We start from the raw sequence: 21,587 nt of genomic DNA, 5'->3' as shown, positions 1-21,587 counted from the left end.
CTCAGTGCCGGGTGCATTGAACATTTCGTATGCGATCGCCTTCACTTCTTCGCAAAGGAACAGGAGAGAAGTGCCTTGCTTTGTTGTTCTCAGGCGCGGCCTGATGTGCGTGTCGAAGTAGTTTGGCTTGACGCAAAGTGCTTGAATGGCGTGTTGGCGGTTCATGCAATACCTAGGGAGCTCATCGTCTAAGTCGGGCCGTGGTTTTTCTTTCATGTGTAGTTCTCTCTGATCAAGATTGCATAGGTCAGTCACTTGTCAAGAGCACGGCAGTACGCAAGCGCCCCAGTGAGGCAAAGCCGAGCCTGGGCACAGACAACTTGCCCAATTGATGAAAAGGAAAAAAATGAAGAGCCCGCTTTGCGAAGAGCGGAACGGAAAATACCTGTGTGGCCTACGCAGAAGGCGGCCGGTGCGAAGCTGGCGCGTGAATGGCTGCTAGCTCGCGGTGATTGAAGGATTTCGCCTTCACGCACTTGCGTGCGCCGACCCGGGCATCTGGGTCAGATCAGAATCAACCAGCCGACCATGACCAGTCTTTTCATTCGAGACTTGTCACAACGCTGATCTGGGCGGAGTTCACTCATAAAAATCAGTGAACTCAAGTTGAAGGAAGGCATGTGCCTTCACGTACTGTCGTACGGTGACTAGAAATGTATTGTGCTGACCGAACCTGGTCAATCGATCACGACCAGTCCTGCGCGCTGGAGCTTGTCAGTGCTCGCACGCCTGCCCCAACTGTCCATCGCGTTTCACGCTGGCCCGCGTCTCATGGTTTCGGCGACAACGCCACTGCGTGTGGCCCAGGCAAGCGACAGGACGTGTTTTGCCATGAAACGGCTGGCGTGAGTCATCTGAGGAGTGCCGTCCGCAATACTCAAAACGACGATCCGCGCTGGATGGGTTGCGCCCGCGCTTGGTTCGTTTGTGGGCGGGCACCTCGATTGCGTTGTCGTCGGCCTCGGATTCTTGCTGGGCCGGATGGGCCGCCGAGCCGAGCGCCTCGGCCTCGTTGAAGAACATGTCCTTCTGGTGGTCGGCGCTGGCCTCGCTCTTGGCCGCGAACAACTGGCGCTTGAACTTGTTCAACGGCTCCTCGAGCAGGTCGCGCTCGGCGCGCGTGATGCGCAGTTCGCCAGCTAGCGATTCGCTGGTCTGAGTGGCTTGGGCCAGCGCCTTTTGCAGGGCTGCAAATTCTTCGGCTGTGGGCATCTGAGCCATCGCCTACTTCGATCTTCGCTGTTCTCCATGACCTGCGTATTCAGGAAAGACTTTGCGATCTTCGCCGCATGAGTGCCATGCAGAATGCGAATGTCCATGGCCTTCGATCTTATAAAAAAGGTGTGTGGGATCGCACCACTTCCACCGGCCTTGAACCCATGTATATCCATTCTCCGTTGGGAGCGCCGGCGAAAAAAGCCTGCCGACTCGAAAGAGCCGGCAGGCTTCAACCTTGGATGCGGGAAGGCCTTGGGCCGCTTCAGAAATCGTGGCGGATACCCACGGCGTACAGGCGGTAGTCGCGGGTGGTCACGCCAGCAGCGTTTTCAATCTCGCCGTCCAGGTAGCCGCCATAGAGGCGGGTGCGCTTGGACAGGGCGTAGGTGGCCGCCAGTGCGAAGGCCGTGCCTTTGCCGGCCGTGGCGCCCGCGGCGTTCTCGGCCTTGCTGCGTGAATAGCCGGCGGTTAGGTCCCAGTTGCCGAGTGGCACGCCGACGCCCAGCGCCACTTCATTGTCCTTGCGGTTGTCGCCGGCCTTGACGTTCTGGTAGTGCGTCGAGACGCGCGCCGGGCCGAAGTTGTAGGTGGCAGCGACGGCCCTGTGCTTGCGGTCGTTGGCCCGCAGCAACTGGTCCTCATTCTGGTAGCCGAAGCCCACGTCCAGCTTGCCCACGCGGTAGCGCGCGGCGATCGCGGTCACCTGCGGTGTGCCCGCCACGTCCTCGTCCAGTGCATAGGTCAGGCCCGCGGTGAAACCGCCGAAGTCGGGCGAGTCGTAGCGGATCTGGTTGTTCGGGCGGTTGACGAAAGTGGCCAGGCCGGCGCGGTAGGCCTCCGCGGCAGAGTTGAACAGCGAGTCTGGCGAGATGTTGTAGGTGTTGCCCAGGTCGTTGATGTCCTTGTAGATGCTGTCGGCCTTGCCCATGCGTACCGTGCCGAAGCCGCCGCTCAGGCCGACCCAGGACTGGCGGGAGAAGCCCGAGGGGCCCGTGCCCTCGTCGGCGTTGATGCCGGTCTCGAGCTGGAAGATGGCCTTGAGCCCACCGCCCAGGTCTTCGCTGCCGCGCATGCCCCAGCGGCTGGCGGACAGGTTGCCGCTGTAGAGCTGGGTGGTGCTGACGCCGTTGAACTTCGTGGAGCCCAGGGAAGCGTCGATGCGGCCATAGAGGGTGACGTTCGATTGCGCCATGGCGCCGCCGGTGCAGGCCAGGACGGCCAGAGCCATAAAGCTCTTTTTCATGAGGAATATCTCCTAGTGGTTGGTCGGAGCCCGTCAGGGCTCGCGCCCTTTGCACCATGCAAAAGGCCGGCGGATTGTAGGCAGGTTAGAAAAGTTTCTATCTAAGTAAAAATACCGGGTGTATCTAAAATCATCAGGGAAAACCCCTAAATATCTTGCCGATTTACTAGTTGATTCAAGGTGTTTGTCGCCTGTACACTGCGAATCATCAAAAAATTGATAGCTAAGTATTTTCTGATATCCGATGCAACTTTTTACAGGAGATGAGTGATGGAAACGGCTGAAGGCAACCAACTCTTGACCCAGGTGGGGCGGGGCACCCCGATGGGCGAGCTGATGCGCCGGTACTGGCACCCGATTTGCGCGGTGGCCGACATGGAGGGCAAGTGGACGCGTCCGGTCAAGCTGCTGGGTGAGCGCCTGGTGCTGTTCCGCAACCGCCAGGGCGAACTGGGCCTGATCGCGGAGCGTTGCCCGCACCGCCGCGCCTCGTTCCTGCACGGCATTCCCACGGCCGACGGCATCCGCTGCCCGTACCACGGCTGGCAGTTCGATGTCGCGGGCAAGTGCATCGAGCAGCCGAACGAGGTCGACAACTGCGCGTTTCGCGAAAAGATGTCGATCGACGCCTATCCGGTGCAGGAACTGGGCGGGCTGGTGTTCGCCTACCTCGGCCCCAAGCCCGCGCCGCTGCTGCCGCGCTTCGACGGCTTCATCGCGGAAGGCACGATTCGCATGCTGGGCCGCACGGAGCTGCCGGTGAACTGGCTGCAGGTGATGGAGAACTCGCTCGATCCGATCCACACCGAGTGGCTGCACGGACACCACTACGAGTTTCTGAAAGAGCAGGAAGGCGTCAAGGTCGCGATCAGCGCTCACCACGTGAAGATCGACTTCCGCGAGTTCGAGTTCGGCATCACCAAGCACCGCCTGCTGGAAGGCCACTCGGAGGACGGCGATGACTGGCGCATCGGCCACCCCGTGGTGTTTCCCAACATGCTGGCGGTGGGCAATGGCGACGAGAAGTCGCGCTACTACTCGTTCCAGATCCGCGTTCCGATGGACGACGAGAACACCCTGCACCTCTGGTACAACGCCTACGTTCCACCCGCGGGCGTCTGCGTTCCGCAGCGCCTGCTGGACAAGGTGCACACCTACAGCGTACCGTTCAAGGACGACAGCGGCGAGTTCATCGTGGACAACGTGGATGGCCAGGACATGATGGCCTGGATCACCCAGGGTGCCATCGCCGACCGCACCATGGAGAACCTGGGCGCGTCGGACAAGGGCATCGCCACCTACCGCCGTGTGCTGCGCCGCGAGATCAAGAAGATGGAGCAGGGCCAGGATCCCATCGGCATCGTGCGCGATGCCGTGCGCAACGCCCGCATCGACCTGCCGAACGAGAAGAAGAAGCACCACAACAGCGATGGCTTCGCCAGCTTCATGCTGCGCACGCATGCCAAGTACTCGCCCATCGCGCAGGACCTGGTTAACGTATTCGAGAGCCCCGAGAGCCGGCAGGCCGCCGAAGCCGCAGTGGAGGCGCAACATGTCTAACCTGGCCGAGACCCGAGGGCGCCTCGGCGCGAAGGACGCCCGGCAGGTGCTGATCGACTCGGGGCTCATCCTCGAGGCGGCGGGCCAGGGCGACCTCACGCGGGGCCACGTGTCGGTGCGCGTCCCGGGCGACCCCACCCACTTCTACATGAAGCCGCACAGTTTCGGCTTCGACGAGATCACCCCCGAGAACATCGTGATCTGCAACCTCGATGGCGAGAAGATCGGTGGTGGCGGGCGCAAGCACAGCGAGGTGTACATCCACTCCGAGATCTACAAGGCGCGCCCCGATGTCATGAGCGTGATCCACACGCACCCCACCCATGCGGTGGCCTTCTCGGCCACCGGACGGCCGATGCGGCCCATCAGCCAGCCCAGCGTGGCATTCGTCGACGGCCTGCCGGTGTTCACCGAGACCATCGAGCTGATCCGCACGCGCGAAATGGGCGCGGGCGTGGCCAAAGCCCTTGGGCCCCACAAGGCCGTGCTGATGCGGAATCATGGCGTGGCGGTCGTGGGCGCGAGCGTCGAGGAATCGACCATTCTGGCGATCCTGCTGGAAAACGCCTGCGAGATCCAGTTGCTGGCCGACGCGGCGGGGGCCGCCGGGGCCGAGTTCGACCAGGCGTGCATCGAGCGCCTGCACGACACCATCACCAAAACGGAGCAATACACCATCAATTTTGAATACCTGCAGCGGCGCGCAACCCGCAACAAGGCCTGACCTTTTCCGCGTGTTCCGAGCCCCGCAGCAGGGTCGAGAGAACTTCTCCGGTGTTCCGTGACACCCAAGGGGAGCAGAAACCATCCGGGGTGTCGACGTCGAGGGCGACGCGAGCACCGCCTTGAACCCATGATGAAGGAGACATAGCAATGAATAAGGTTCTGATGAAACTGGTCGCGAGCGCCATCGTGGTGCTCGGTGCCCATGGCGCTGTGGCCCACGCCCAGGGCGCGGTGAGCGAACTGGCCCTGTACCAGGGGGCCGACCGGCAGGCGCGCCTGGTGGAGGCCGCCAAGAAGGAAAACGGGATCACGGTGTACCACTCGTACCCCGCGCTCACCAATGTGATGACGGCCTACACCAAGAAGTACGGCATCAAGACCCGCGCCTGGCGCGCGGGCTCCGAAGCGATCCTCCAGCGCATGATCACGGAGTCGCGTGGCAACCGCTTCGAGGTGGACATCGTCCAGAACAACGCACCCGAGAACGAGGCCGCGCATCGCGAGAAGCTGCTGCAGGCCGTGCGATCGCCCTTTGCCGCGGACCTGATCCCGCAGGCGACGCCGGCGCACGGTGAATGGGTTGGCGTCACCCTCGATGTCTGGACCGCCGCCTACAACACCAACCGCATCACGGAAGCCGAGCTGCCCAAGAGCTACGAAGACCTGCAGGACCCGAAGTGGAAGGGCCGCCTGGGCATTGAGGCCAACAACCACGGCTGGTTCGGCACCCTGCTGCTGGAGATGGGCGAGGAGCGCGGGCGCGAGATCTTCAAGAACATCGTCGCCACCAACGGCATCTCCGCGCGCAAGGGCCACTCGCTGCTGACCACCATGGTCGCCTCCGGCGAAGTGCCGCTGGCGCTGACGGTCTACAACTGGAACCCGGAGCAGCTCAAGGCCAAGGGCGCACCCATCAAGGGCTTCACCTTGAAGCCCGCGATCGCCCAGCCCAGCACGGTCGCCTTGATGAAGAAGTCGCCGAACCCGGCCTCGGCCCTCCTGTTCTACGACTTCATCATCAGCGAAGAGGGGCAGCGCATCCTGCAGGAGTCCAGCTACGTGACGACGCACAAGAAGCTGCCGCATGTGCTGCGCGACGACGCCCTGCGCTACATCGACCCGGCCAAGGCCATCGACATGCAGAACGCCTGGCTGACCACCTTTGACGAGATGATCGTCAAGAAAGCCAAGTGACGCCCGACATGAGCACCTCGCTGAACGTCCCCATCGCCAGTCTGGGCAGGGTGAGCCCCTGGAAGAGGCTGGCCGGGGCCCTGAGCATGCAGTGGCTGGTCATCGGGGCCTGCCTGCTGGCGGTGGCCTACCTGGCCTTGATGCCGCTGGGCTTCCTGATCTGGCAGAGCTTCTTCACGCCCGAAGCCGCCGGTGAAGCCACGCGCTTCACGCTGGAGAACTACGCCAAGGCGTATGGCTCCACCGAGACCCTGCACCTGATGGGCAACTCCTTGCTGTTCGCCAGCGGCACGGCGGTGTTCGCGTTCGGGGTGGGCGGCATGCTGGCCTGGATGAACGAGCGCACCAACACGCCCTTCAAACGGCTGTTCTTCGCGCTGTCGATCATTCCCTTGATCATTCCCGGCATCATGTTCACGATCTCCTGGATCCTGCTGGGCAGCCCGAAGATCGGCCTGATCAACATGCTGCTGCAGAGCTGGTTCGGCACCGACCACGTGTTCGTCAACGTGTACTCGATGTGGGGAATGATCTGGGTGGAGGGCCTGCACTACTCGCCCATGGCCTTCCTGATGATGACGGCGGCCTTCCGTTCTATGGACCCCTCGCTCGAGGAGTCGGCGCTGATGAGCGGCGCGAGCATCGGCCAGATTTTCTGGCGTGTCACGCTCAAGCTGACCTGGCCGGCCATCTTCGCGTCGATGCTGATCCTGTTCGTGCGCGCCATCGAGGCGTTCGAGGTACCAGCGCTGCTGGGCATTCCGGTGGGCACCCAGGTGCTGACCTCCGCGATCTACCAGGCCGTGCACCAGTACCCTAGTCAGGTCGGACTCGCTTCCTCGTACGGAACCACGCTGCTGATCATCACCACCGCGGGCATCTACTTGCAGTCCCGACTCACGGGCAAGGGCAGCAAGTACGCCACCGTCACGGGCAAGGGTTTCCGGCCGCGCGTGGTCGACCTCGGCGCATGGCGCTACGTGACGGCTGCGGTGTTCATCTTCTATTTCGCCCTGATCGTGCTGCTGCCGTTCCTCGTGCTGCTGTGGTCGTCCCTGCAGAGCTACTACGCCGTGCCGTCCATGGAAGCCGCGCGCAACGTGGGCCTGGATGCCTACCGCTTCCTCTGGAACCACCCCACCATCGGCACCTCGGTGTGGAACAGTCTGGTGCTGGCCTTCGGCAGCGCCACCATCGTGATGCTGCTGACTTCCGTGGTCTGCTGGATCGTGATCAAGACCAAAATGCCCGGTCGCTGGCTGCTGGACAACGTGGCCTCGCTGCCGCTGGTCTTTCCCGGCCTGGTGCTGGGCCTGGCGGTGATGGTCTTCTACCTGCACTTCAACATCGGCGTGTACGGCACGCTGTGGATCATGCTGATCGTCTACGTGACGCGCTTCATGCCCTACGGCATGCGCTACAACAGCACGTCGATGCTGCAGATCCACAAGGAGCTGGAAGAGTCGGCCCAGATGAGCGGGGCGAGCTGGGGCACGATGTTCCGCCGCATCCTGCTGCCCCTGCTCAAGCCGGGTCTGATGGCCGGCTGGATCTACGTCTTCATCGTCTCGATCCGCGAGCTGTCGGCGTCCATCCTGCTGTACAGCCCGGGCAACGAAGTGATCGCCATCGTGATCTGGGAGTTGTGGGAGAACGGGCAGTTCGTGGAGCTGTCCGCGCTGGGGGTGTTGTTCATCCTGGCCCTGCTGATGCTGGTCGTGCTGGCCCAGTACGTGGGACGCCGGTTCGGCGTGAAGGAAATCTGATGTTCAAGAATCTGGAGACAACATGCTGCGCGTAAGCAACCTCAACACGCAATACAAGGACAGCCACGGGCGCATCGTGAAGGCGGCGCAGGACATCTCGATCGAGGTGCCCCGCGGCAAGCTGTTCACCCTGCTCGGTCCCAGCGGCTGCGGCAAGACCACCACCATGCGTTCGGTGGCGGGGCTGGAGAAGCCCGTGTCGGGCAAGATCACGGTCAATAGCCAGCCGGTCTACTGCTCGAGCACGGGCGTCTTCATCGCCCCCAACAAGCGGAATTTCGGCATGGTGTTCCAGTCGTATGCGATCTGGCCCCACATGAACGTGTTCCAAAACGCGGCCTTTCCCCTGCAGGTGGGCTCGAAGAAGCTCAGCCGCCGCGAGATCGAAGACAAGGTCATGCGGGTCCTCACGGTGGTGGGCCTGGAGGACTTCGCGGACCGCGAAGCGACCATGCTCTCCGGTGGCCAACAGCAGCGCCTGGCGCTGGCCCGCGCGCTGGCCATGGAGCCCGAGTTGCTGCTGCTGGACGAGCCCCTGTCCAACCTGGACGCCAAGCTGCGCGAGCGGATGCGCTTCGAGCTCAAGCGCCTGCAGCGCGACCTGGGCCTGACCACCATCTACGTCACCCACGACCAGAGCGAGGCCCTGGCGCTGTCGCACGAGATCGCGGTGATGAGCGAGGGCCGCATCCGCCAGATCGGTTCGCCGCGCGACATCTACGAGCGCCCGGCCAACCGCTTCGTGGCCGATTTCGTGGGCTTGACCAACTTCATCGAAGGCGAAGTCCTGGCCTGGGTGGGCGAGAGCCTGTGCGACGTGCGGACCAGCATCGGCGTGCTGCGCGTCACCGCCTACGAAAAGGTCGCCGTCGGTGCCCAGGTGCTGCTCTCGGTGCGGCCCGAAGATATGGAGTTGAGCGAGATTGCCCCGGTCGGCGAGAACGTGCTGGCGGCCACGGTCGATGCCAAGGTCTTCCTGGGTGAATTCATCGACTTCCAGGTCAAGGTCGGTGATCGTTCCCTGATGGCGCGCGTACACCCTTCGCTCAAGACCATGGTGGGCGAACCGCTTCATGTCAGGATCAACCCCGAGAAGTGCATCTGCATCAGCCCGGATTGAAGCCCTTTACGCAGACAACGACACAGCAACTGGACCACCATGTCTCAACAGGAAAACAGGGAAAAAGAAACCATCTCCGCCGACTGGCGCGGCGTGCTCAACGACGAGCGCGTGACGCACTTGATCAAGACCGCGTTCCGCTGCACCTCCGGCAGCCTGTCGCGCCGGCTCAAGCAGCACGACGTGCTCTATGGGCACTGGACCCTTCTGCGCATCCTGTGGCGCGGCGACGGCCTGACGCAGCGCCAGCTCAGCGAGCAGGCCGGCGTGACGGAGCCCTCGACCATCACCGCGCTGAAGGGCATGGAGGCGCAGGGCTATGTCTTCCGCCAGAAGGTGCCGGGCAACAAGAAGAACATCCGCGTGTTCCTCACGCCCAAGGGCGTGGCGCTGCGCTCCGCCATCGTCATCTGCGCGGAAGAGGTCAACGCCATCGCCTCGCAGGGCGTGTCGGGCGAAGACCTGGCCACCACGCGCCGCACCCTGCTGGCCATCATCGACAACCTGACCCGGGACGCGGCCCGGCAGCCGGATGGCAATGGCGACGAAGGCGTGGGCCTGAACGAGGAGCCGTGATGTCCACCCCCCTTAGCATCGGCATGCTCGGAATGGGCAATGCCGGGTTGGCCTTCGTCCCTGCCATCCGCAAACACCCGGAATTCGAGCTCGCGGCCTTCGTCGAACCGAACGACGACGCGCGTTCGGCGGCCGAGGCGCAGCACGGCGTGCCGGGCCACGCGACGCTGGCGCAGTTGCTCGCATCGGGCCCGCGCCTGGATGCGGTGTGCATCGCATCGCCCACGGAATACCACACCGCGCAGGCGCTGGAGGCCATCGACGCCGGGCTGCACGTGCTGGTCGAAAAGCCCATGGCCATCACGCTGGAGGATGCGCGTGTGATGGTGCACGCCGCGCGCGACCGCGGGGTGACGCTGCTGGTCGGTCATTCGCACAGCTACGACCTGCCGATCCGCAAGATGGCCGAGGTGATCGCGTCGGGCCGGCTGGGGGCCGTGAGGATGGCCCACAACTGGTGCTTCACCGACTGGATCTACCGGCCGCGCCGCCCCGACGAGCTGGACATCCGCCTGGGCGGTGGCGTCACCTTCCGCCAGGGCTCGCACCAGTTCGACGTGCTGCGGCTGCTGTGTGGCGGCCAGGTGCGCCGCGTGCGGGCCCGCGCGTTCGATCTGGATCGCGAGCGGCGCTCCATCGGCGCGCACTGCGTCTACCTCGATTTCGAAAACGGCGCGGTGGCCACCGCGGTCTACAACGGCTACGGCGGCTTCCAGACCACCGAGATCCTCGACGGCCTGTCGGAATGGGGCTTCCCCGCCCCCGAGCAGGGCTGGAGCGTCAAGCGTCGCGGCGAAGGCGGGCGCGACGCGGCCGCCGAGATCCAGGCCAAGCAGGCGCGCGCCGGCAAAGTGATTCCGGACCAGGCGCCTTTCCACCCGTTCTTCGGCATCACGCTGGTGAGCTGCGAGCGCGGGGACATCCGGCAGTCGCCCAAGGGGCTGTATGTGTACGACCGGGACGGTGTGGAGGAGATCACCTTCCCCACCGACAGGACCCCGCGCGACCTCGTGCTCGACGAGCTCGGCGATGCCATCCGCGGCCGCTCGGCGGCGGTGCACGACGGCCAGTGGGGCATGGCCAACCTGGAGGTGTGTCTGGCGGCCATCGCGTCTTCCGAGCGGTCCGCCGAGGTGGAATTGAAAGAACAGAGAGCGGTTGCTGTATGAGCACTGAAGAATTGGCTGTCGTCGCTGCGCCAGACCCGTCCACGGCCAAGAGCGGCTGGATGAGCCTGGAGGTGGTGAACAAACAATGCATCGCCAGCGATGTGCACCTGTTCGAGCTGGCGCGCAGCGGCGGTGGCGCGCTGCCGCCCGCCGAGCCCGGTTCGCACATCACCCTGCTGACCCCCAATGGTCTGACGCGGCGCTACTCGGTCTGCAACCGGCCGGACGAGACGGCGGTCTACCGCATCGCGGTCAAGCGCGAGGAGAACGGCCTCGGTGGCTCGCGCAGCCTTGTGGACCAGGTCCAGACGGGAGACCCGGTGTCGGTCTCGCCGCCCTCGAACTACTTCCCGCTGCTGCCGGGCGCACCGTCGTATTGGCTGATCGCCGGCGGCATCGGCATCACGCCCATCCTGTCCATGGCGCGCGCGCTGCAGCGGCAAGGCGCGGCTTTCCGCGTCCTTTATCTGACGCAGATGCCCGAGTCGGCGGCCTTCCGCGAAGAGCTGCAGGCGCCCGACCTGATCGCGCACTCGACCGTCCACCACAACCACGCGGACCCCGCCCGCCGGTTCGATCTCGCGGCCGAGATGCAGGCCTGTCCCGCAGACGCGCACATCTACTGCTGCGGCCCGCGGCGCCTGATGGACGCGGTGAAGGAGCTGGCCCGGGGCCGGCCGAGTGGCACGGTCCATTTCGAGGACTTCGGCACCAGCGAGGTCGCTGAGGGACACACCGACATCCCGTTCAAGGTCCGGGTCAGCAAGACCGGCCAGTTGCTGGACGTGCCCTGCGGCAAAACCATCCTGGACGTGTTGCGCGAGGCGCGCGTGCTGGTGCCCAGCTCGTGCGAGAGCGGCACTTGCGGTTCGTGCCGCACCCGGCTCCTGGCCGGTGTGGCCGACCACCGCGACTACGTGCTCGACGAAGACCAGCACGACAGCGAAATCATGATCTGCGTCTCCCGCGCGAAAAGCTCCGTGCTCGAGATCGACATCTGAATCCGTCTTCTTTTTCTCTGGAAAACACCATGTCCAAACTGCAAATCTCCGTCTCCATGGGCGACTACGATCGCAACCGCGCCTTGTTCGACGGCCGCGTCCAGATCGATGGTTGCGACCCGGTCTACATGCTGCTCAGCCCGGAGGAGATGTTCTTCCGCGCCATGCGCAACCGCGACTTCGACGTGACGGAGCTGTCCTTCTCCAGCTACCTCGTCAAGCACTCGGCCGGCGACAGCCCCTACGTGGCCATCCCGGTCTTTCTCTCGCGCGCCTTCCGGCACACCTCGATCTACGTGCGCAAGGACCGTATCAAGCGCCCCGAGGACCTGAAGGGATGCCGCATCGGGATTCCGGAATACCAGCTCACGGCCATCGTCTGGGCGCGCTCGATCCTGCAGGACGACTACGGCATCCGGCCGGAAGACGTGAAGTGGGTGCGCGGCGGTATCGACACGCCGGGGCGTCCGGAGAAGATCAAGCTCAACCTGCCGCCCGGTGTCGATGTGACCAGCGCACCGGAAGGCCGCACCATCTCCGACCTGCTCGACCAGGGCGAGATCGACGCCTTCATCGCGCCGCGCCCGCCGAGCGGTGCGGCCCTGCACAACCCCGACGTGGGGTGGCTGTTCGACGACCCCACCGCGACCGCCAAGGACTACTACGCCCGCACCGGCATCTTCCCGATCATGCACGTGGTCGGCGTGCGCAAGGAGCTGGTGCAGCAGCACCCCTGGCTGCCCGCCGCGCTGCTGAAGGCCTTCAGCGAATCCAAGGCGAAGGCGCTGGAGCTGCTGGCGGACACCTCGGCCACCAAGGTCACGCTGCCCTTCGTGGAGGAGCAGCTCAAAGCCGCGCGCGAGCTGCTGGGCGACGACTTCTGGTCGTACGGCGTGGACCGCAACCGCAAGACCATCGAGGCCTTCCTGCACCACCACCACGCGCAGGGCCTCTCGGCCCGCAAGGTGGAGCTGGCCGAGCTGTTCCACCCCTCGACCTATGAGACCTACAGCATCTGACCCTCGCCGCGCAGTTGTCGCCCGCCGTGGTCCATCGGATGAGTGAATTCCAGCCCGCCGCGTGGCTGGTTTTCATTTTGGCGGGGGCGCTCATCGTCATGTCGGCGGGGATCGTCAAAGGCGCGATGGGTGTGGGCATGGGCATGCTGGCCGTGCCCATGTTGACCCTCTTCGTGCCACCATCCCAGGCCATCGGCCTGATGGTGGTGCCGGTGCTGTGGTCCAACGTGGTTCAGACGGTGGAGCGCGGGTCACCGCTCTACAGCGTGAAGCGCTTCCGCTGGCTGATCGTGTCGCAGCTGGTGTCGGTCGTGCTCACGGTGCGCCTGACCTCCAGTCTGTCGGCCGAGCAGATGAACGTGATGTTCGCCTGCGCGATTCTGGTCTCGGTGCTGCTGATGGCCACGCGGCCCAACGTGCGGATTGCGCCGCGCCACGAGACCGCGGCCAGCATGCTGGCGGGCGTGACGGCGGGTGTGATGGGCGGCGTGTCGTCACTCACCAGCCCGGTCCTCATCACCTACCTGATGGCCCTGAACCTCAAGCGCGAGGAGTTCATCGGCAGCATCAGCGTCATCTACCTCTTCGGTTCGGTCTTCATGTATGCGGCCATGATCTGGTTCGGCCGCTTCGGTGCCTTCGAACTGGCGGTGTCCTGCGCCACCGTCCTCCCCATGCTGCTGGGCCTGATGCTGGGCAAGAAGATCCGCTCCCGGCTCAGCGAGAAGCTGTTCCGGCTGCTGCTGCTGGGCTTTCTGACGGTGCTGGCGCTGGTGCTGCTGTTCAAGTAGACCGACACATACCCACATGGAACACATTCCCATCCCCACGGCCGCGGAAGGCCCCCTGGTCTGGAGCGACGAATGGCTGCTCGGTTACGGGCCGCTGGACCACCGGCACGAGGAGTTCGTGGCCCGTCTGGACGAGCTGCAGCGCGCGCCCGACGAGGTGTTGCCGATCGCGCTCGACGCGATGCTCGAACACCTGGAAGCGCATTTCGGCGAAGAGGACCGCTGGATGGAGGAGAGTGCATTTCCACCGCGCCAATGCCACGTGGACGAGCACGCAGCCGTGCTGCGGTCGGCGGCGGAGGTGCGGTCCCTGCTGCTGCAGGGCGAGGTGGAACCCTGCCGGCGTTTTGCCGATGCGCTGGAGCACTGGTTCCCGGGTCACGCCACCCACCTCGACTCCGCCCTGGCGCACTGGATGTGCAAGGCCAAGCTGGGCGGCAAGCCCGTGGTCCTGCGGCGCCGTTCCTAGGCAGCGGCGCGCCCGGCCCTTTTCTTTTTTTTATGGAACCGACGATGGACGTGAACATTCCCGCCAGCCAGATCGAAGCCGACGTGCAGCGCACCCTGGCCGAAGACGTGGGCGACGGCGACCTGTCCGCGCTGATCGTGCCGTCCGCCACACGCTCGCACGCCGTGGTGATCTGCCGGCAGTCCGCGGTGATCTGTGGCCAGCCCTGGGTCATGGAAACCCTGCGGCAGGCGGTCCCGGATGCGCAGGTGCACTGGCTGGTGCCCGACGGGGCGCGCTGCGAACCTGGGCAACGCATCTTCGAAGTCCATGCCGGCGCGCGCGAGCTGCTCACCGCCGAACGCACCTGCCTGAATTTCCTCCAGTTCCTCAGCGGCATCTCGACCAAAACGGCGGTGTTCGTCGAACGCGTGAAGGGCACGGCCGCGCGGGTTCTGGACACCCGCAAGACCATCCCGGGGCTGCGGCAGGCCGAGAAATACGCGGTGCGCTGCGGTGGCGGGCACAACCACCGGATGGGGCTCTTCGATGCGGTGCTGATCAAGGAGAACCACATCAGCGCGGCCGGCGGCCTCACGGCGGCGTTCCAGTCGGCCACGGCGATGGCGCCGCAGGCGACCTTCATCCAGGTGGAAGTGGAGACCCTGGCCCAGCTGGAGGAAGCGCTCGCCATCGGGGTGACGATGGTGTTGCTGGACAACATGGCGCCGGATACCATCCGCGCCGCGGTTACCATGGCCGGTGGCTGCTGCAGCCTGGAGGTCTCGGGTGGGGTGAACCTGGAGAACATCCGGGCCTATGCCGAGACCGGCGTGGACCGGATCTCGGTGGGCGCCCTGGTCAAGGACGTGACCGCCGCCGACTTCTCAATGCGTTTTCTCGCGTAGCGGCCCGGCGCCTGGCCCACGTGGCGGCTCAACGCGGTGCTGAAGGTGCTCGCCGAGTCATAGCCCACGTGCTCGGAGTCCTCGGCGATGGCCAGCTCGTGGTGGTACAGCGGGGTCTTGTCCAGGGCCATGTGCCGCGCCAGCAGGTATCCATCGGCGGCATGCCCACGGTGCGAACGAAGCGTTAGCAGAAGCCGGAGCGCGATAAAGCCGATGCCTGGACCTGCTGTGTGACGGTCCCGGCGCGTTAGCAGGCTGTTGAAAAACCGTAAGCAATGGGATGGACGCCCCGACCCGTATCGGCATTCGCATGCCACAGTGGAAGTGTCACCAACCACCTGAACCGAAAGGGGCGTACACCATGAAGATTACGATTGTTGGCATTGTCATTGCCAAGAACGTGTTCCAGGTCCACGGCATCGACGATGCATGGCAAGGCGGTGTTGAAGAAGCAGCTGCGGCGCGACCAGATGGCCGCATTCTTCGTCAACCTGCCGCCTTGCCTGATCGGCATGGAGGCTTGCGGCAGCGCGCACCACGGGGCTCGCAAGCTGCAGAGCATGCGCCACAAGGTGCGGCTGATGGCTCCGCAGTTCGTCAAGCCTTACGTCAAGACAAACAAGAACGATGCGGCCGAAGCAGAAGCCATCTGCGAAGCGGTCGGGCGGTCGAACATGCGCTTCGTCCCGGTTAAGAACGTGGAGCAACAAGCAGTCCTATCTGTGATGTTTCAGTAGGTTGATCATCCTTCCCGGATTTGGGAAGCTGTGGGTACCACGCCAACAGCCAACCGAATCAGGAGAACGGATGAACAGACATAAGCATGCAAGATTGACCGCTTGCGGTCGAGCCCTTTTGTGCCAGCGTGTGCTGGAGCAAGGCTGGAAGGTGGGGGAGGCCAGCCAGGCCGCAGGGGTGAGCGAACGCACCACCTACAAGTGGCTGGCGCGCTACCGAGCCGAAGGCATGAACGGTCTGGCCGACAGAAGCTCGCGGCCCAAACGATGTCCGCAGGCCACCAGCGCCGAGCAGCGCGAGCACTTCGAGCGGTTGCGCCGCCAGCGCTGGCCGCTGTGGCGCATTGCGCAACAGAGCGGGCGCAGCCTGGCCACCCTGAGTCGCTGCATGAAGCGCGTCGGGCTCTCGCGTCTGAGTGCGCTGCAGGCTCCCGTGGCCGTGGTGCGTTACGAGCGCCAGAACCCGGGCAGCTGCTGCACATCGACATCAAGAAGCTCGGACGCATCCGGGGAGTGGGCCACCGCATCACCGGCGACCGCACACTCAACCGCAACAGGGGCATAGGCTGGGACGCGGTGCACCTGGCCATCGACGACCACTCAAGGGTGTCCTTCGCTCAAGTGTTGCCCGACGAGACGGCCGCCAGTTGCGTGTCGTTCCTGCGCCAGGCGGTGACCCACTACGCGGGCTTGGGCGTGCGCATTGAGCGGGTGATGACGGACAACGGCGCGGGCTACAAGAAGCTCTTCGAAGCCGCCTGCCAGGAGCTGGGTATCCGCCACATCAGGACCCGGCCCTACACACCCAAGACCAATGGCAAGGCCGAGCGGTTTGTGCAGACCAGCCTGCGCGAGTGGGCCTATGCCCAACCCTACGAGAGTTCAGCGCAGCGCGAGGCCACCTTGCAGCCCTTCCTGCACCGCTACAACTGGCATCGGCCACACTCCGCTCTGAACCACAGGCCTCCCATGAGCCGCATCCCGGCCATGAACAACCTCTTGAACCGCCCCGTGTTTGAACTGACCCCCAGGTGTGCAGCACCAGGGTGGCACCGATCTGCGCACCCAGGTGCCGGGATCGGCGGCGATGGTGCGCAGCGTCTGTGCCGCCACCTCGAACAGCAGGCCGTAGACGACGGCCTTGTTCCAGTACGCGATCTCGCTGATGGGTGCGGGCAGCGTGAAGACCACGTGGAAGTAGTCCACGGGAAGCAGGTCGGTCTGGCGCGCATCCAGCCAGCGCTGTGCAGCCCTGGACTGGCACTTGGGGCAATGGCGGTTGCGACACGAGTTGTAGGCAATCTGCTGGCGCTGGCAGTCTTCACAGCGCAGCACATGTCCTCCCAGTGCCGCGCTGCGGCACTGCTCGATGGCTGTCATGACCTTGAGCTGACCCAGGCTCAGGTGGGAGAGCTGGGCTTGCCGCCAGGCCGGCCCGTGGGTGCGAAAGATGTCCGCCACCTCCAGGGCAGCGGTGCCCATGGTGGGCCTACGCGGTGCTGAGCTGCTCCAGCGGGCTGACCACCTCGCGCAGGACGCCGGTGGCCACCTGTGCGTACATGGCTGTCGTCTCCAGCTTCTTGTGCCCCAGCAGAACCTGGATCACCCGGATGTCCACACCGCTCGGATGTAGGCGGTCTGCGTCTTGGGGGCCAGCTTGCGCATCCGCATGTCCTCGAGCATGCGCTGGCGCAACGGTGAGACCGTCGGATGGGGTGCATTCATGATGGTGCTCCTGTCGTGATCGAGGCCAATCGCCTCGGCTCACAACATCGGCGCGTGCACCATTGCCGTCAACCACCCATCCCGGCTCGGAGACTACCGCGAGAATACGAAGGGACTCTCCCTCCTTCCATTGGCGGTGCTGAAGCGCCACGATTAGCGCTTGTGATCATCAATCGGAAATCGAACCAGGAGAACTCCATGAACGAACCACGAGTACCAATAGTGCGGGTAGGTGTCGACCTTGCCAAACAAGTCATTCAGGTTCACGCTGTCGACGCATCGGGCCGACGCGTGGTGGCGCGAGCGTTCAAGCGCGAACAGTTCTTCGCCTGGTGCACGCAGTTGCCTGTAGGTTGCCTGATTGCGATGGAGGCGTGCTCAAGCGCGCACTACTGGGGTCGAAAACTGCGCGCGTTGGGACTGGATGAAACTTCGTCACCCCCTACCGTATGGAAGGCCCGAGCGGCAAGTATGACGCCACCGACGCTGCAGCGATCTGTGAGGCAGCGTCGCGCCCGAGCATGCGTTTCGTTCCGATCAAGACTTGCGAGCAACAAGGCGTGATGAGCCTGCACCGTGTGCGAGAAAGCTTGAAGGAAGAGCGCACTGCTTGCATCAACCAGATCCGTGGGGTGCTCACGGAGTTTGGCCTGGCGTTTGGGAAGAGCCCAAAGGTGTTGCGATCTGTGCTGAGCGATGTGATCGAGGACGCGAGCAACGAACTTAGTCCGACTGCACGTCTGGTCATGCAGCGTGCGTTTGAGCATTGGCGGGAGCTCGACGAGCACATGCGCTGGTGCGACAGGCAGATTGGACAGCACGTGCGCTCCAGTTCGGCGGCCAAGCGCGCGGCAAAGATCATCGGAATCGGTGAACTCTGCGCATCAGCGTTCACTGCGGGCGTCGGTGACTTCAAGCAGTTCAAGAGTGGCCATCAGTGCGGCGCCTGGCTTGGCATCGTGCCGCGCCAGGACACAAGCGGCGGCAAGATACGTCTCGGACGCATAACAAAGCGCGACGACGACTACTTACGCACAGTGCTGATCCAGGGGGCCAAGGCAGCTGTGATGACCGCCGAAAAGCGGGACGACCCAAACTCGCGATGGTTAGCGCAATTGACCGCGCGCGTGGGTTGGCAGAAGGCGTGCGTAGCCATGGCCAACAAAAACGCCCGCATCCTGTGGGCTGTGATGACCCGAGAAGAAGGCTTCGATCCCAACCACGTCAGCGTCAAGCCGCAGGCCAAGCAGTCTGAGTTCCATCGCGCTACTGCCTCGTTCGGCACCACTTGTACGACCTGAGTGGCACCGCAATCGCGACAACCGTTTAGTCCCAAGACTGATCTGAGTCACACGCGGCCGACGTCCCGAAGGACAGCGGCGTTCATCACCAGGCATTCGACGGCCAGCGCTCGAATGACCGCCGTACCACCGAAACCGGGTGCTCGACAAGCTGTGGCCGCAACCAGTTCACGAATGTCCGGTCGAGCGCAAGGTGACCTGGAACTGCCGACCTATAGCGAAACGACGCGCCGGGAGAAAGCGGTCGATCACCATTCAAGCCAAGTGGGCCTCTACTGAAAACTTACGCGTCCAAGACAAGGCGCTGAGAGCTACAGCGCGATACACAGATCATCATCGACTTGTTCGCCCTGCGCTCTTCGGCGGTGAGGATGCTGTCCCGGTGGTCGACCTGACCGTCCAATACTTTGGTCTCGCACGCGCCACAAAGTCCTTCGCGACAACTGTGGTCGGGCCGCAGACCGCCTTCCAACATGGCATCTAAGATCGACTGCCCAGCACTGACCTGTATGACTTTGGCACTGCGCCGCAACTCCACAGTGAAATCGGACGCAGCCGCCTGCGGTGCGTGAGGCGCAGCAAACCGTTCGAGATGCACCTGGTTGAAGCTCAAGTTCGAACACTCCCTTTGAAACGCGTCAAGCATGGGTGCGGGCCCACATGCATAAAAGTGTGCTGCTGGGGAATAGGCCGACAGCCACGTGTGCAAATCGGGTGGTCCGCCCTCTTCGTCGTCGAAGTGGTACGAAACATTCAACCCACGCGCGGTCATTGCTTTCAAGTTCTGCAGGAATGCAGCGTCCTGTCGCGACCTTGAGCAATAGATCAAGTCAGCAGGTCGCCCCAACTCGAGCAATCGGTTCAGCATGCAGAGCATGGGGGTGATGCCAATTCCCCCGGCCAAAAATACAGAGTGCAGCGCGGCTTCGTCCAGCGCAAAATTGTTGCGTGGCTCTGAGATCTTGAGCACCTGGCCAACGCGAAGGTTCTCATGCACATATCTGGAACCGCCGCGGCTTTTGCGATCCTTCAAAACGCCCACGACATAGCGTCCTGATTCTGAGCACGGGTTGAGCACGGAATAGTTCCGGACGAGACCATTTCCCAAGTGGAGATCAATGTGTGAGCCAGGTTCATGGGACGGAAACAGCACGCCATCATCCGCTGGCCTCAATTCAACACTGATGATCTCCGGTGCCTCATAGCGCAGGGTGTGAACTCGTGCAAAAAGAGTGGAGGTGGACATGAAAGGACGATATTCAGCCCGGGCGCAAAAGCGCGACGGCCGGGATTACATGATGTGCAGACCGCCGTCCACCATCAGCGTTGTGCCGGTGATGAAGGAGGCTTCGCTGGAAGCCAGCCAGAGGATGGGCCGCGCAATTTCGATAGGGTCTGCCCACCTCCCAATCAAGGACGTGTCCTTGCGTTCAGTCTTGAGCTGTTCCACGTTCTTTCCAGCACCCTGCGCGCGACTCACGTGAAAATCGGTCAGCGTGGATCCTGGACAGACGGCATTCGCCCTTACCGAATGTGGCGCCTCTTCAAAGGCGAGCGTGCGTGTGTATGCGAGTTGGGCAGCTTTGGTTGCATCGTAGAGGCCCATTCCCCGGCGTCCTGTGACCGCATAACAAGACGACACATTGACAATGCTTCCCGCACCCGACGCGCGCAAGGCCGGGAGGGCAGCTTTGCAGTAATTGGACATTCCCACCAGGTTGACGCCCACCATCGCTTGCCATTCACCTGGTGTTGCATCGGCCGCTGCCGAATAGTTTCGCATCGCTGCGTTGTTGACAAGAACATCCAACGAGCCCCACACGTCCACACAGTGCCTGGCGCTGGCCATCGCCGCGGCCTCATCGGTCACATCAGCGTGCACGCAGAACACCCTCGCATCAGGCTGAGCATTCAGTATGGCGGCCTTCGTTCTCGCGAGTGCCTGCGCATCGGCATCCACCATCAGGATGGCAGCGCCTTCGCGAGCGAAGAGGGTTGACACTGCAGCGCCGATGCCGGCGCCCGCACCAGTAATCAGCGCGACCTTGTTCGCCAAACGGTAACTGTTGCTGGTCACTCAGTTCACCTTGGCGCCGGTGTCCTTGATGACCTTGCCCCAGCGCACGATCTCCGTGGAAATCCAGTTGCCGAACTCTTGCGGCGAGCTGGCGACGATCTCAAATTCCATGTCCTTCAGCCGTGCCTTGATCTCCGGCGAGTTGATGATCCTGACCATTTCCTGGTTGTAGCGAGCAATGATGTTGGGGGGCGTGCCTGCCGGGGCAAGAAAGCCGATCCAGGATGTTGCCTCGAAGTCTTTCAGTCCCGATTCACTGAGCGTGGGAATGTCCGGGGTACTGTCGAAGCGCTTGGTGCCCGAGGTGGCCAGCAGCTTCAACTTCCCTTCCTTGACGAACCCTTGTACGTTGCCCGGTACAAAGAAGCCTGCTTGAACATTCCCAGCCAGGAGGTCAGCCACGGCGGGTCCTGCACCACGGTAAGGGATGTGAGTCATCCGGAAGCCCGCCTCCGACTTCATCATCTCCATCGTCAGGTGCGATGCGCTACCCAGTGACACCGATCCATAGGAATACTTGGTCGGGTTGGCTTTGGCTTTGGCAATGAAGTCCTGAATACTGGTGATCCCTGTGGCGGGATTCACCACAAGGTATTGGGGTGACTTCACTGCAAGGGTGATGGGCGCGAGGTCCTTCACGGGGTCGTAGGGCATGTTGTCGAACAGGGTCACGTTGATCGCCAACGGGCCGTTGTACCCAACCAGGAGGGTATGCCCATCCGGCGCGGACTTCACCACGTCCAGCGCACCGATGTTCCCGCCCGCTCCGCCTTTGTTCTCGACCACAAAGGGTTGCCCGAACGCTTCCTGAAGCTTGGGCGCCAGAAGGCGGGCCAACACGTCGTTCGTGCTGCCGACGATGGGCACCACGATTCGGACCGTCTTGGTAGGACGCCAATCGGCTGTAGCTTGTGACCATGCGGGGGACGCCGCAAATGCCATGAGCACGGCGCTGGCGATGAGTGACCTGGATGCATTCATCTTGTCTCCTTCTTTGTGGGTGGAAAA

18 protein-coding genes and 5 pseudogenes are annotated in these 21,587 nt (G+C 63.4%); 16 read left to right on the top strand and 7 right to left on the bottom strand.

The features are described from left to right. Positions 1-714: 714 nt before the first annotated feature. Together FFS09_RS31490 and FFS09_RS03530 are read right to left on the bottom strand one after the other, a co-directional pair. Positions 715-1,212, bottom strand: coding sequence for an IS66 family transposase (locus FFS09_RS31490; RefSeq protein ID WP_354595863.1), 498 nt, complete (start codon positions 1,210-1,212; stop codon positions 715-717). Between the two features lie 268 nt (positions 1,213-1,480). After that, positions 1,481-2,461: a porin gene (locus FFS09_RS03530; protein ID WP_137917479.1), complete on the bottom strand. Its 981-nt coding sequence runs from the start codon at positions 2,459-2,461 to the stop codon at positions 1,481-1,483. 270 nt (positions 2,462-2,731) lie between these two features. Here FFS09_RS03530 and FFS09_RS03525 point away from each other — a divergent pair, with 270 nt between their 5' ends. The 15 genes and pseudogenes from FFS09_RS03525 to FFS09_RS03460 form a co-directional block, all read left to right on the top strand. Beyond that, entirely contained in the window at positions 2,732-4,021 is a 1,290-nt protein-coding gene (locus FFS09_RS03525) for an aromatic ring-hydroxylating oxygenase subunit alpha (RefSeq protein ID WP_137917478.1), read from the top strand. After that, complete coding sequence (locus FFS09_RS03520; RefSeq protein WP_137917476.1) at positions 4,014-4,745, top strand: class II aldolase/adducin family protein; 732 nt, start codon at positions 4,014-4,016, stop codon at positions 4,743-4,745. Before FFS09_RS03525 ends, FFS09_RS03520 begins: the two co-directional genes overlap by 8 nt. A gap of 149 nt (positions 4,746-4,894) precedes the next feature. Next, positions 4,895-5,941, top strand: coding sequence for an ABC transporter substrate-binding protein (locus FFS09_RS03515; RefSeq protein WP_137917475.1), 1,047 nt, complete (start codon positions 4,895-4,897; stop codon positions 5,939-5,941). Positions 5,942-5,949: 8 nt separating this feature from the next. Next, complete coding sequence (locus FFS09_RS03510; RefSeq protein WP_252374215.1) at positions 5,950-7,707, top strand: ABC transporter permease; 1,758 nt, start codon at positions 5,950-5,952, stop codon at positions 7,705-7,707. 22 nt (positions 7,708-7,729) lie between these two features. Next, positions 7,730-8,258, top strand: a pseudogene (locus FFS09_RS31660) (ABC transporter ATP-binding protein); the annotation flags it as partial. A 17-nt stretch (positions 8,259-8,275) separates the two neighbouring features. Then, positions 8,276-8,827 (top strand): ABC transporter ATP-binding protein, encoded by a 552-nt coding sequence (locus tag FFS09_RS31655; protein ID WP_502703715.1) that lies wholly within the window; start codon positions 8,276-8,278, stop codon positions 8,825-8,827. 39 nt (positions 8,828-8,866) lie between these two features. Continuing rightward, positions 8,867-9,403 (top strand): MarR family winged helix-turn-helix transcriptional regulator, encoded by a 537-nt coding sequence (locus FFS09_RS03500; RefSeq protein ID WP_137917473.1) that lies wholly within the window; start codon positions 8,867-8,869, stop codon positions 9,401-9,403. After that, positions 9,403-10,572: a Gfo/Idh/MocA family protein gene (locus tag FFS09_RS03495; protein ID WP_137917472.1), complete on the top strand. Its 1,170-nt coding sequence runs from the start codon at positions 9,403-9,405 to the stop codon at positions 10,570-10,572. The genes FFS09_RS03500 and FFS09_RS03495 overlap by 1 nt, the downstream gene beginning before the upstream one ends. Then, on the top strand, positions 10,569-11,573 hold the full coding sequence (locus FFS09_RS03490; protein WP_212745045.1) for a PDR/VanB family oxidoreductase: 1,005 nt from the start codon (positions 10,569-10,571) through the stop codon (positions 11,571-11,573). Before FFS09_RS03495 ends, FFS09_RS03490 begins: the two co-directional genes overlap by 4 nt. 29 nt (positions 11,574-11,602) lie before the next feature. Continuing rightward, entirely contained in the window at positions 11,603-12,592 is a 990-nt protein-coding gene (locus FFS09_RS03485) for an ABC transporter substrate-binding protein (protein ID WP_137917471.1), read from the top strand. 38 nt (positions 12,593-12,630) lie between these two features. Further along, positions 12,631-13,383 (top strand): sulfite exporter TauE/SafE family protein, encoded by a 753-nt coding sequence (locus FFS09_RS03480; RefSeq protein ID WP_137917470.1) that lies wholly within the window; start codon positions 12,631-12,633, stop codon positions 13,381-13,383. 16 nt (positions 13,384-13,399) lie between these two features. Then, complete coding sequence (locus FFS09_RS03475; protein WP_137917469.1) at positions 13,400-13,852, top strand: bacteriohemerythrin; 453 nt, start codon at positions 13,400-13,402, stop codon at positions 13,850-13,852. 44 nt (positions 13,853-13,896) lie between these two features. Next, complete coding sequence (gene nadC, locus FFS09_RS03470) at positions 13,897-14,739, top strand: carboxylating nicotinate-nucleotide diphosphorylase (protein WP_252374214.1); 843 nt, start codon at positions 13,897-13,899, stop codon at positions 14,737-14,739. A 361-nt stretch (positions 14,740-15,100) separates the two neighbouring features. Beyond that, a pseudogene (locus FFS09_RS03465) lies at positions 15,101-15,464 on the top strand (IS110 family transposase); the annotation flags it as partial. An 82-nt stretch (positions 15,465-15,546) separates the two neighbouring features. Beyond that, positions 15,547-16,478 (top strand): annotated as a pseudogene (locus tag FFS09_RS03460) (IS481 family transposase); the annotation flags it as partial. Here the strand turns inward: FFS09_RS03460 and FFS09_RS03455 are convergent. Next, positions 16,435-16,958: pseudogene (locus FFS09_RS03455) on the bottom strand (IS91 family transposase); the annotation flags it as partial. The pseudogenes FFS09_RS03460 and FFS09_RS03455 sit on opposite strands and share 44 nt — an antisense overlap. Positions 16,959-17,078: 120 nt before the next feature. Beyond that, positions 17,079-17,201, bottom strand: coding sequence for a hypothetical protein (locus tag FFS09_RS31380; protein ID WP_289509287.1), 123 nt, complete (start codon positions 17,199-17,201; stop codon positions 17,079-17,081). 198 nt (positions 17,202-17,399) lie between these two features. On the opposite strand from FFS09_RS31380, the pseudogene FFS09_RS03440 reads away from it, so the two are divergent. Further along, positions 17,400-18,502: pseudogene (locus FFS09_RS03440) on the top strand (IS110 family RNA-guided transposase). 283 nt (positions 18,503-18,785) lie between these two features. Here FFS09_RS03440 and FFS09_RS03435 read toward each other — a convergent pair. The 3 genes from FFS09_RS03435 to FFS09_RS03425 are packed head-to-tail and all read right to left on the bottom strand — an operon-like array spanning position 18,786 to position 21,560. Then, positions 18,786-19,748 carry a PDR/VanB family oxidoreductase gene (locus tag FFS09_RS03435; protein ID WP_137917467.1) on the bottom strand — a complete coding sequence of 321 codons (963 nt, stop codon included), beginning with the start codon at positions 19,746-19,748 and terminating at the stop codon, positions 18,786-18,788. A gap of 45 nt (positions 19,749-19,793) precedes the next feature. After that, complete coding sequence (locus tag FFS09_RS03430; RefSeq protein WP_137917466.1) at positions 19,794-20,579, bottom strand: SDR family NAD(P)-dependent oxidoreductase; 786 nt, start codon at positions 20,577-20,579, stop codon at positions 19,794-19,796. Continuing rightward, positions 20,580-21,560, bottom strand: a complete 981-nt coding sequence (locus FFS09_RS03425) for a Bug family tripartite tricarboxylate transporter substrate binding protein (RefSeq protein ID WP_137917465.1) — start codon at positions 21,558-21,560, stop codon at positions 20,580-20,582. Positions 21,561-21,587 lie beyond the last annotated feature (27 nt).

The sequence above is a fragment of the Hydrogenophaga sp. 2FB genome (genome assembly GCF_005503365.1).
GTDB lineage: Bacteria > Pseudomonadota > Gammaproteobacteria > Burkholderiales > Burkholderiaceae_C > Hydrogenophaga.
The sequence above is the reverse complement of the archived record's forward strand: the minus strand, read 5'-3'. Positions and strand labels throughout refer to the sequence as shown.

What these genes read in the sequence shown, in the direction of transcription:
- FFS09_RS03480 (WP_137917470.1), top strand. Translation starts at nt 12,631, where the DNA reads ATGAGTGAATTCCAGCCCGCCGCGTGGCTGGTTTTCATTTTGGCGGGG.
- FFS09_RS03530 (WP_137917479.1), bottom strand. Translation starts at nt 2,461, where the DNA reads ATGAAAAAGAGCTTTATGGCTCTGGCCGTCCTGGCCTGCACCGGCGGC.
- FFS09_RS31490 (WP_354595863.1), bottom strand. Translation starts at nt 1,212, where the DNA reads ATGCCCACAGCCGAAGAATTTGCAGCCCTGCAAAAGGCGCTGGCCCAA.
- FFS09_RS03425 (WP_137917465.1), bottom strand. Translation starts at nt 21,560, where the DNA reads ATGAATGCATCCAGGTCACTCATCGCCAGCGCCGTGCTCATGGCATTT.
- FFS09_RS03495 (WP_137917472.1), top strand. Translation starts at nt 9,403, where the DNA reads ATGTCCACCCCCCTTAGCATCGGCATGCTCGGAATGGGCAATGCCGGG.
- FFS09_RS03515 (WP_137917475.1), top strand. Translation starts at nt 4,895, where the DNA reads ATGAATAAGGTTCTGATGAAACTGGTCGCGAGCGCCATCGTGGTGCTC.
- FFS09_RS03490 (WP_212745045.1), top strand. Translation starts at nt 10,569, where the DNA reads ATGAGCACTGAAGAATTGGCTGTCGTCGCTGCGCCAGACCCGTCCACG.
- FFS09_RS03435 (WP_137917467.1), bottom strand. Translation starts at nt 19,748, where the DNA reads ATGTCCACCTCCACTCTTTTTGCACGAGTTCACACCCTGCGCTATGAG.
- FFS09_RS03475 (WP_137917469.1), top strand. Translation starts at nt 13,400, where the DNA reads ATGGAACACATTCCCATCCCCACGGCCGCGGAAGGCCCCCTGGTCTGG.
- FFS09_RS31655 (WP_502703715.1), top strand. Translation starts at nt 8,276, where the DNA reads ATGCGCTTCGAGCTCAAGCGCCTGCAGCGCGACCTGGGCCTGACCACC.
- FFS09_RS03520 (WP_137917476.1), top strand. Translation starts at nt 4,014, where the DNA reads ATGTCTAACCTGGCCGAGACCCGAGGGCGCCTCGGCGCGAAGGACGCC.
- FFS09_RS03525 (WP_137917478.1), top strand. Translation starts at nt 2,732, where the DNA reads ATGGAAACGGCTGAAGGCAACCAACTCTTGACCCAGGTGGGGCGGGGC.
- FFS09_RS03485 (WP_137917471.1), top strand. Translation starts at nt 11,603, where the DNA reads ATGTCCAAACTGCAAATCTCCGTCTCCATGGGCGACTACGATCGCAAC.
- FFS09_RS03500 (WP_137917473.1), top strand. Translation starts at nt 8,867, where the DNA reads ATGTCTCAACAGGAAAACAGGGAAAAAGAAACCATCTCCGCCGACTGG.
- FFS09_RS31380 (WP_289509287.1), bottom strand. Translation starts at nt 17,201, where the DNA reads ATGAATGCACCCCATCCGACGGTCTCACCGTTGCGCCAGCGCATGCTC.
- nadC (WP_252374214.1), top strand. Translation starts at nt 13,897, where the DNA reads ATGGACGTGAACATTCCCGCCAGCCAGATCGAAGCCGACGTGCAGCGC.
- FFS09_RS03510 (WP_252374215.1), top strand. Translation starts at nt 5,950, where the DNA reads ATGAGCACCTCGCTGAACGTCCCCATCGCCAGTCTGGGCAGGGTGAGC.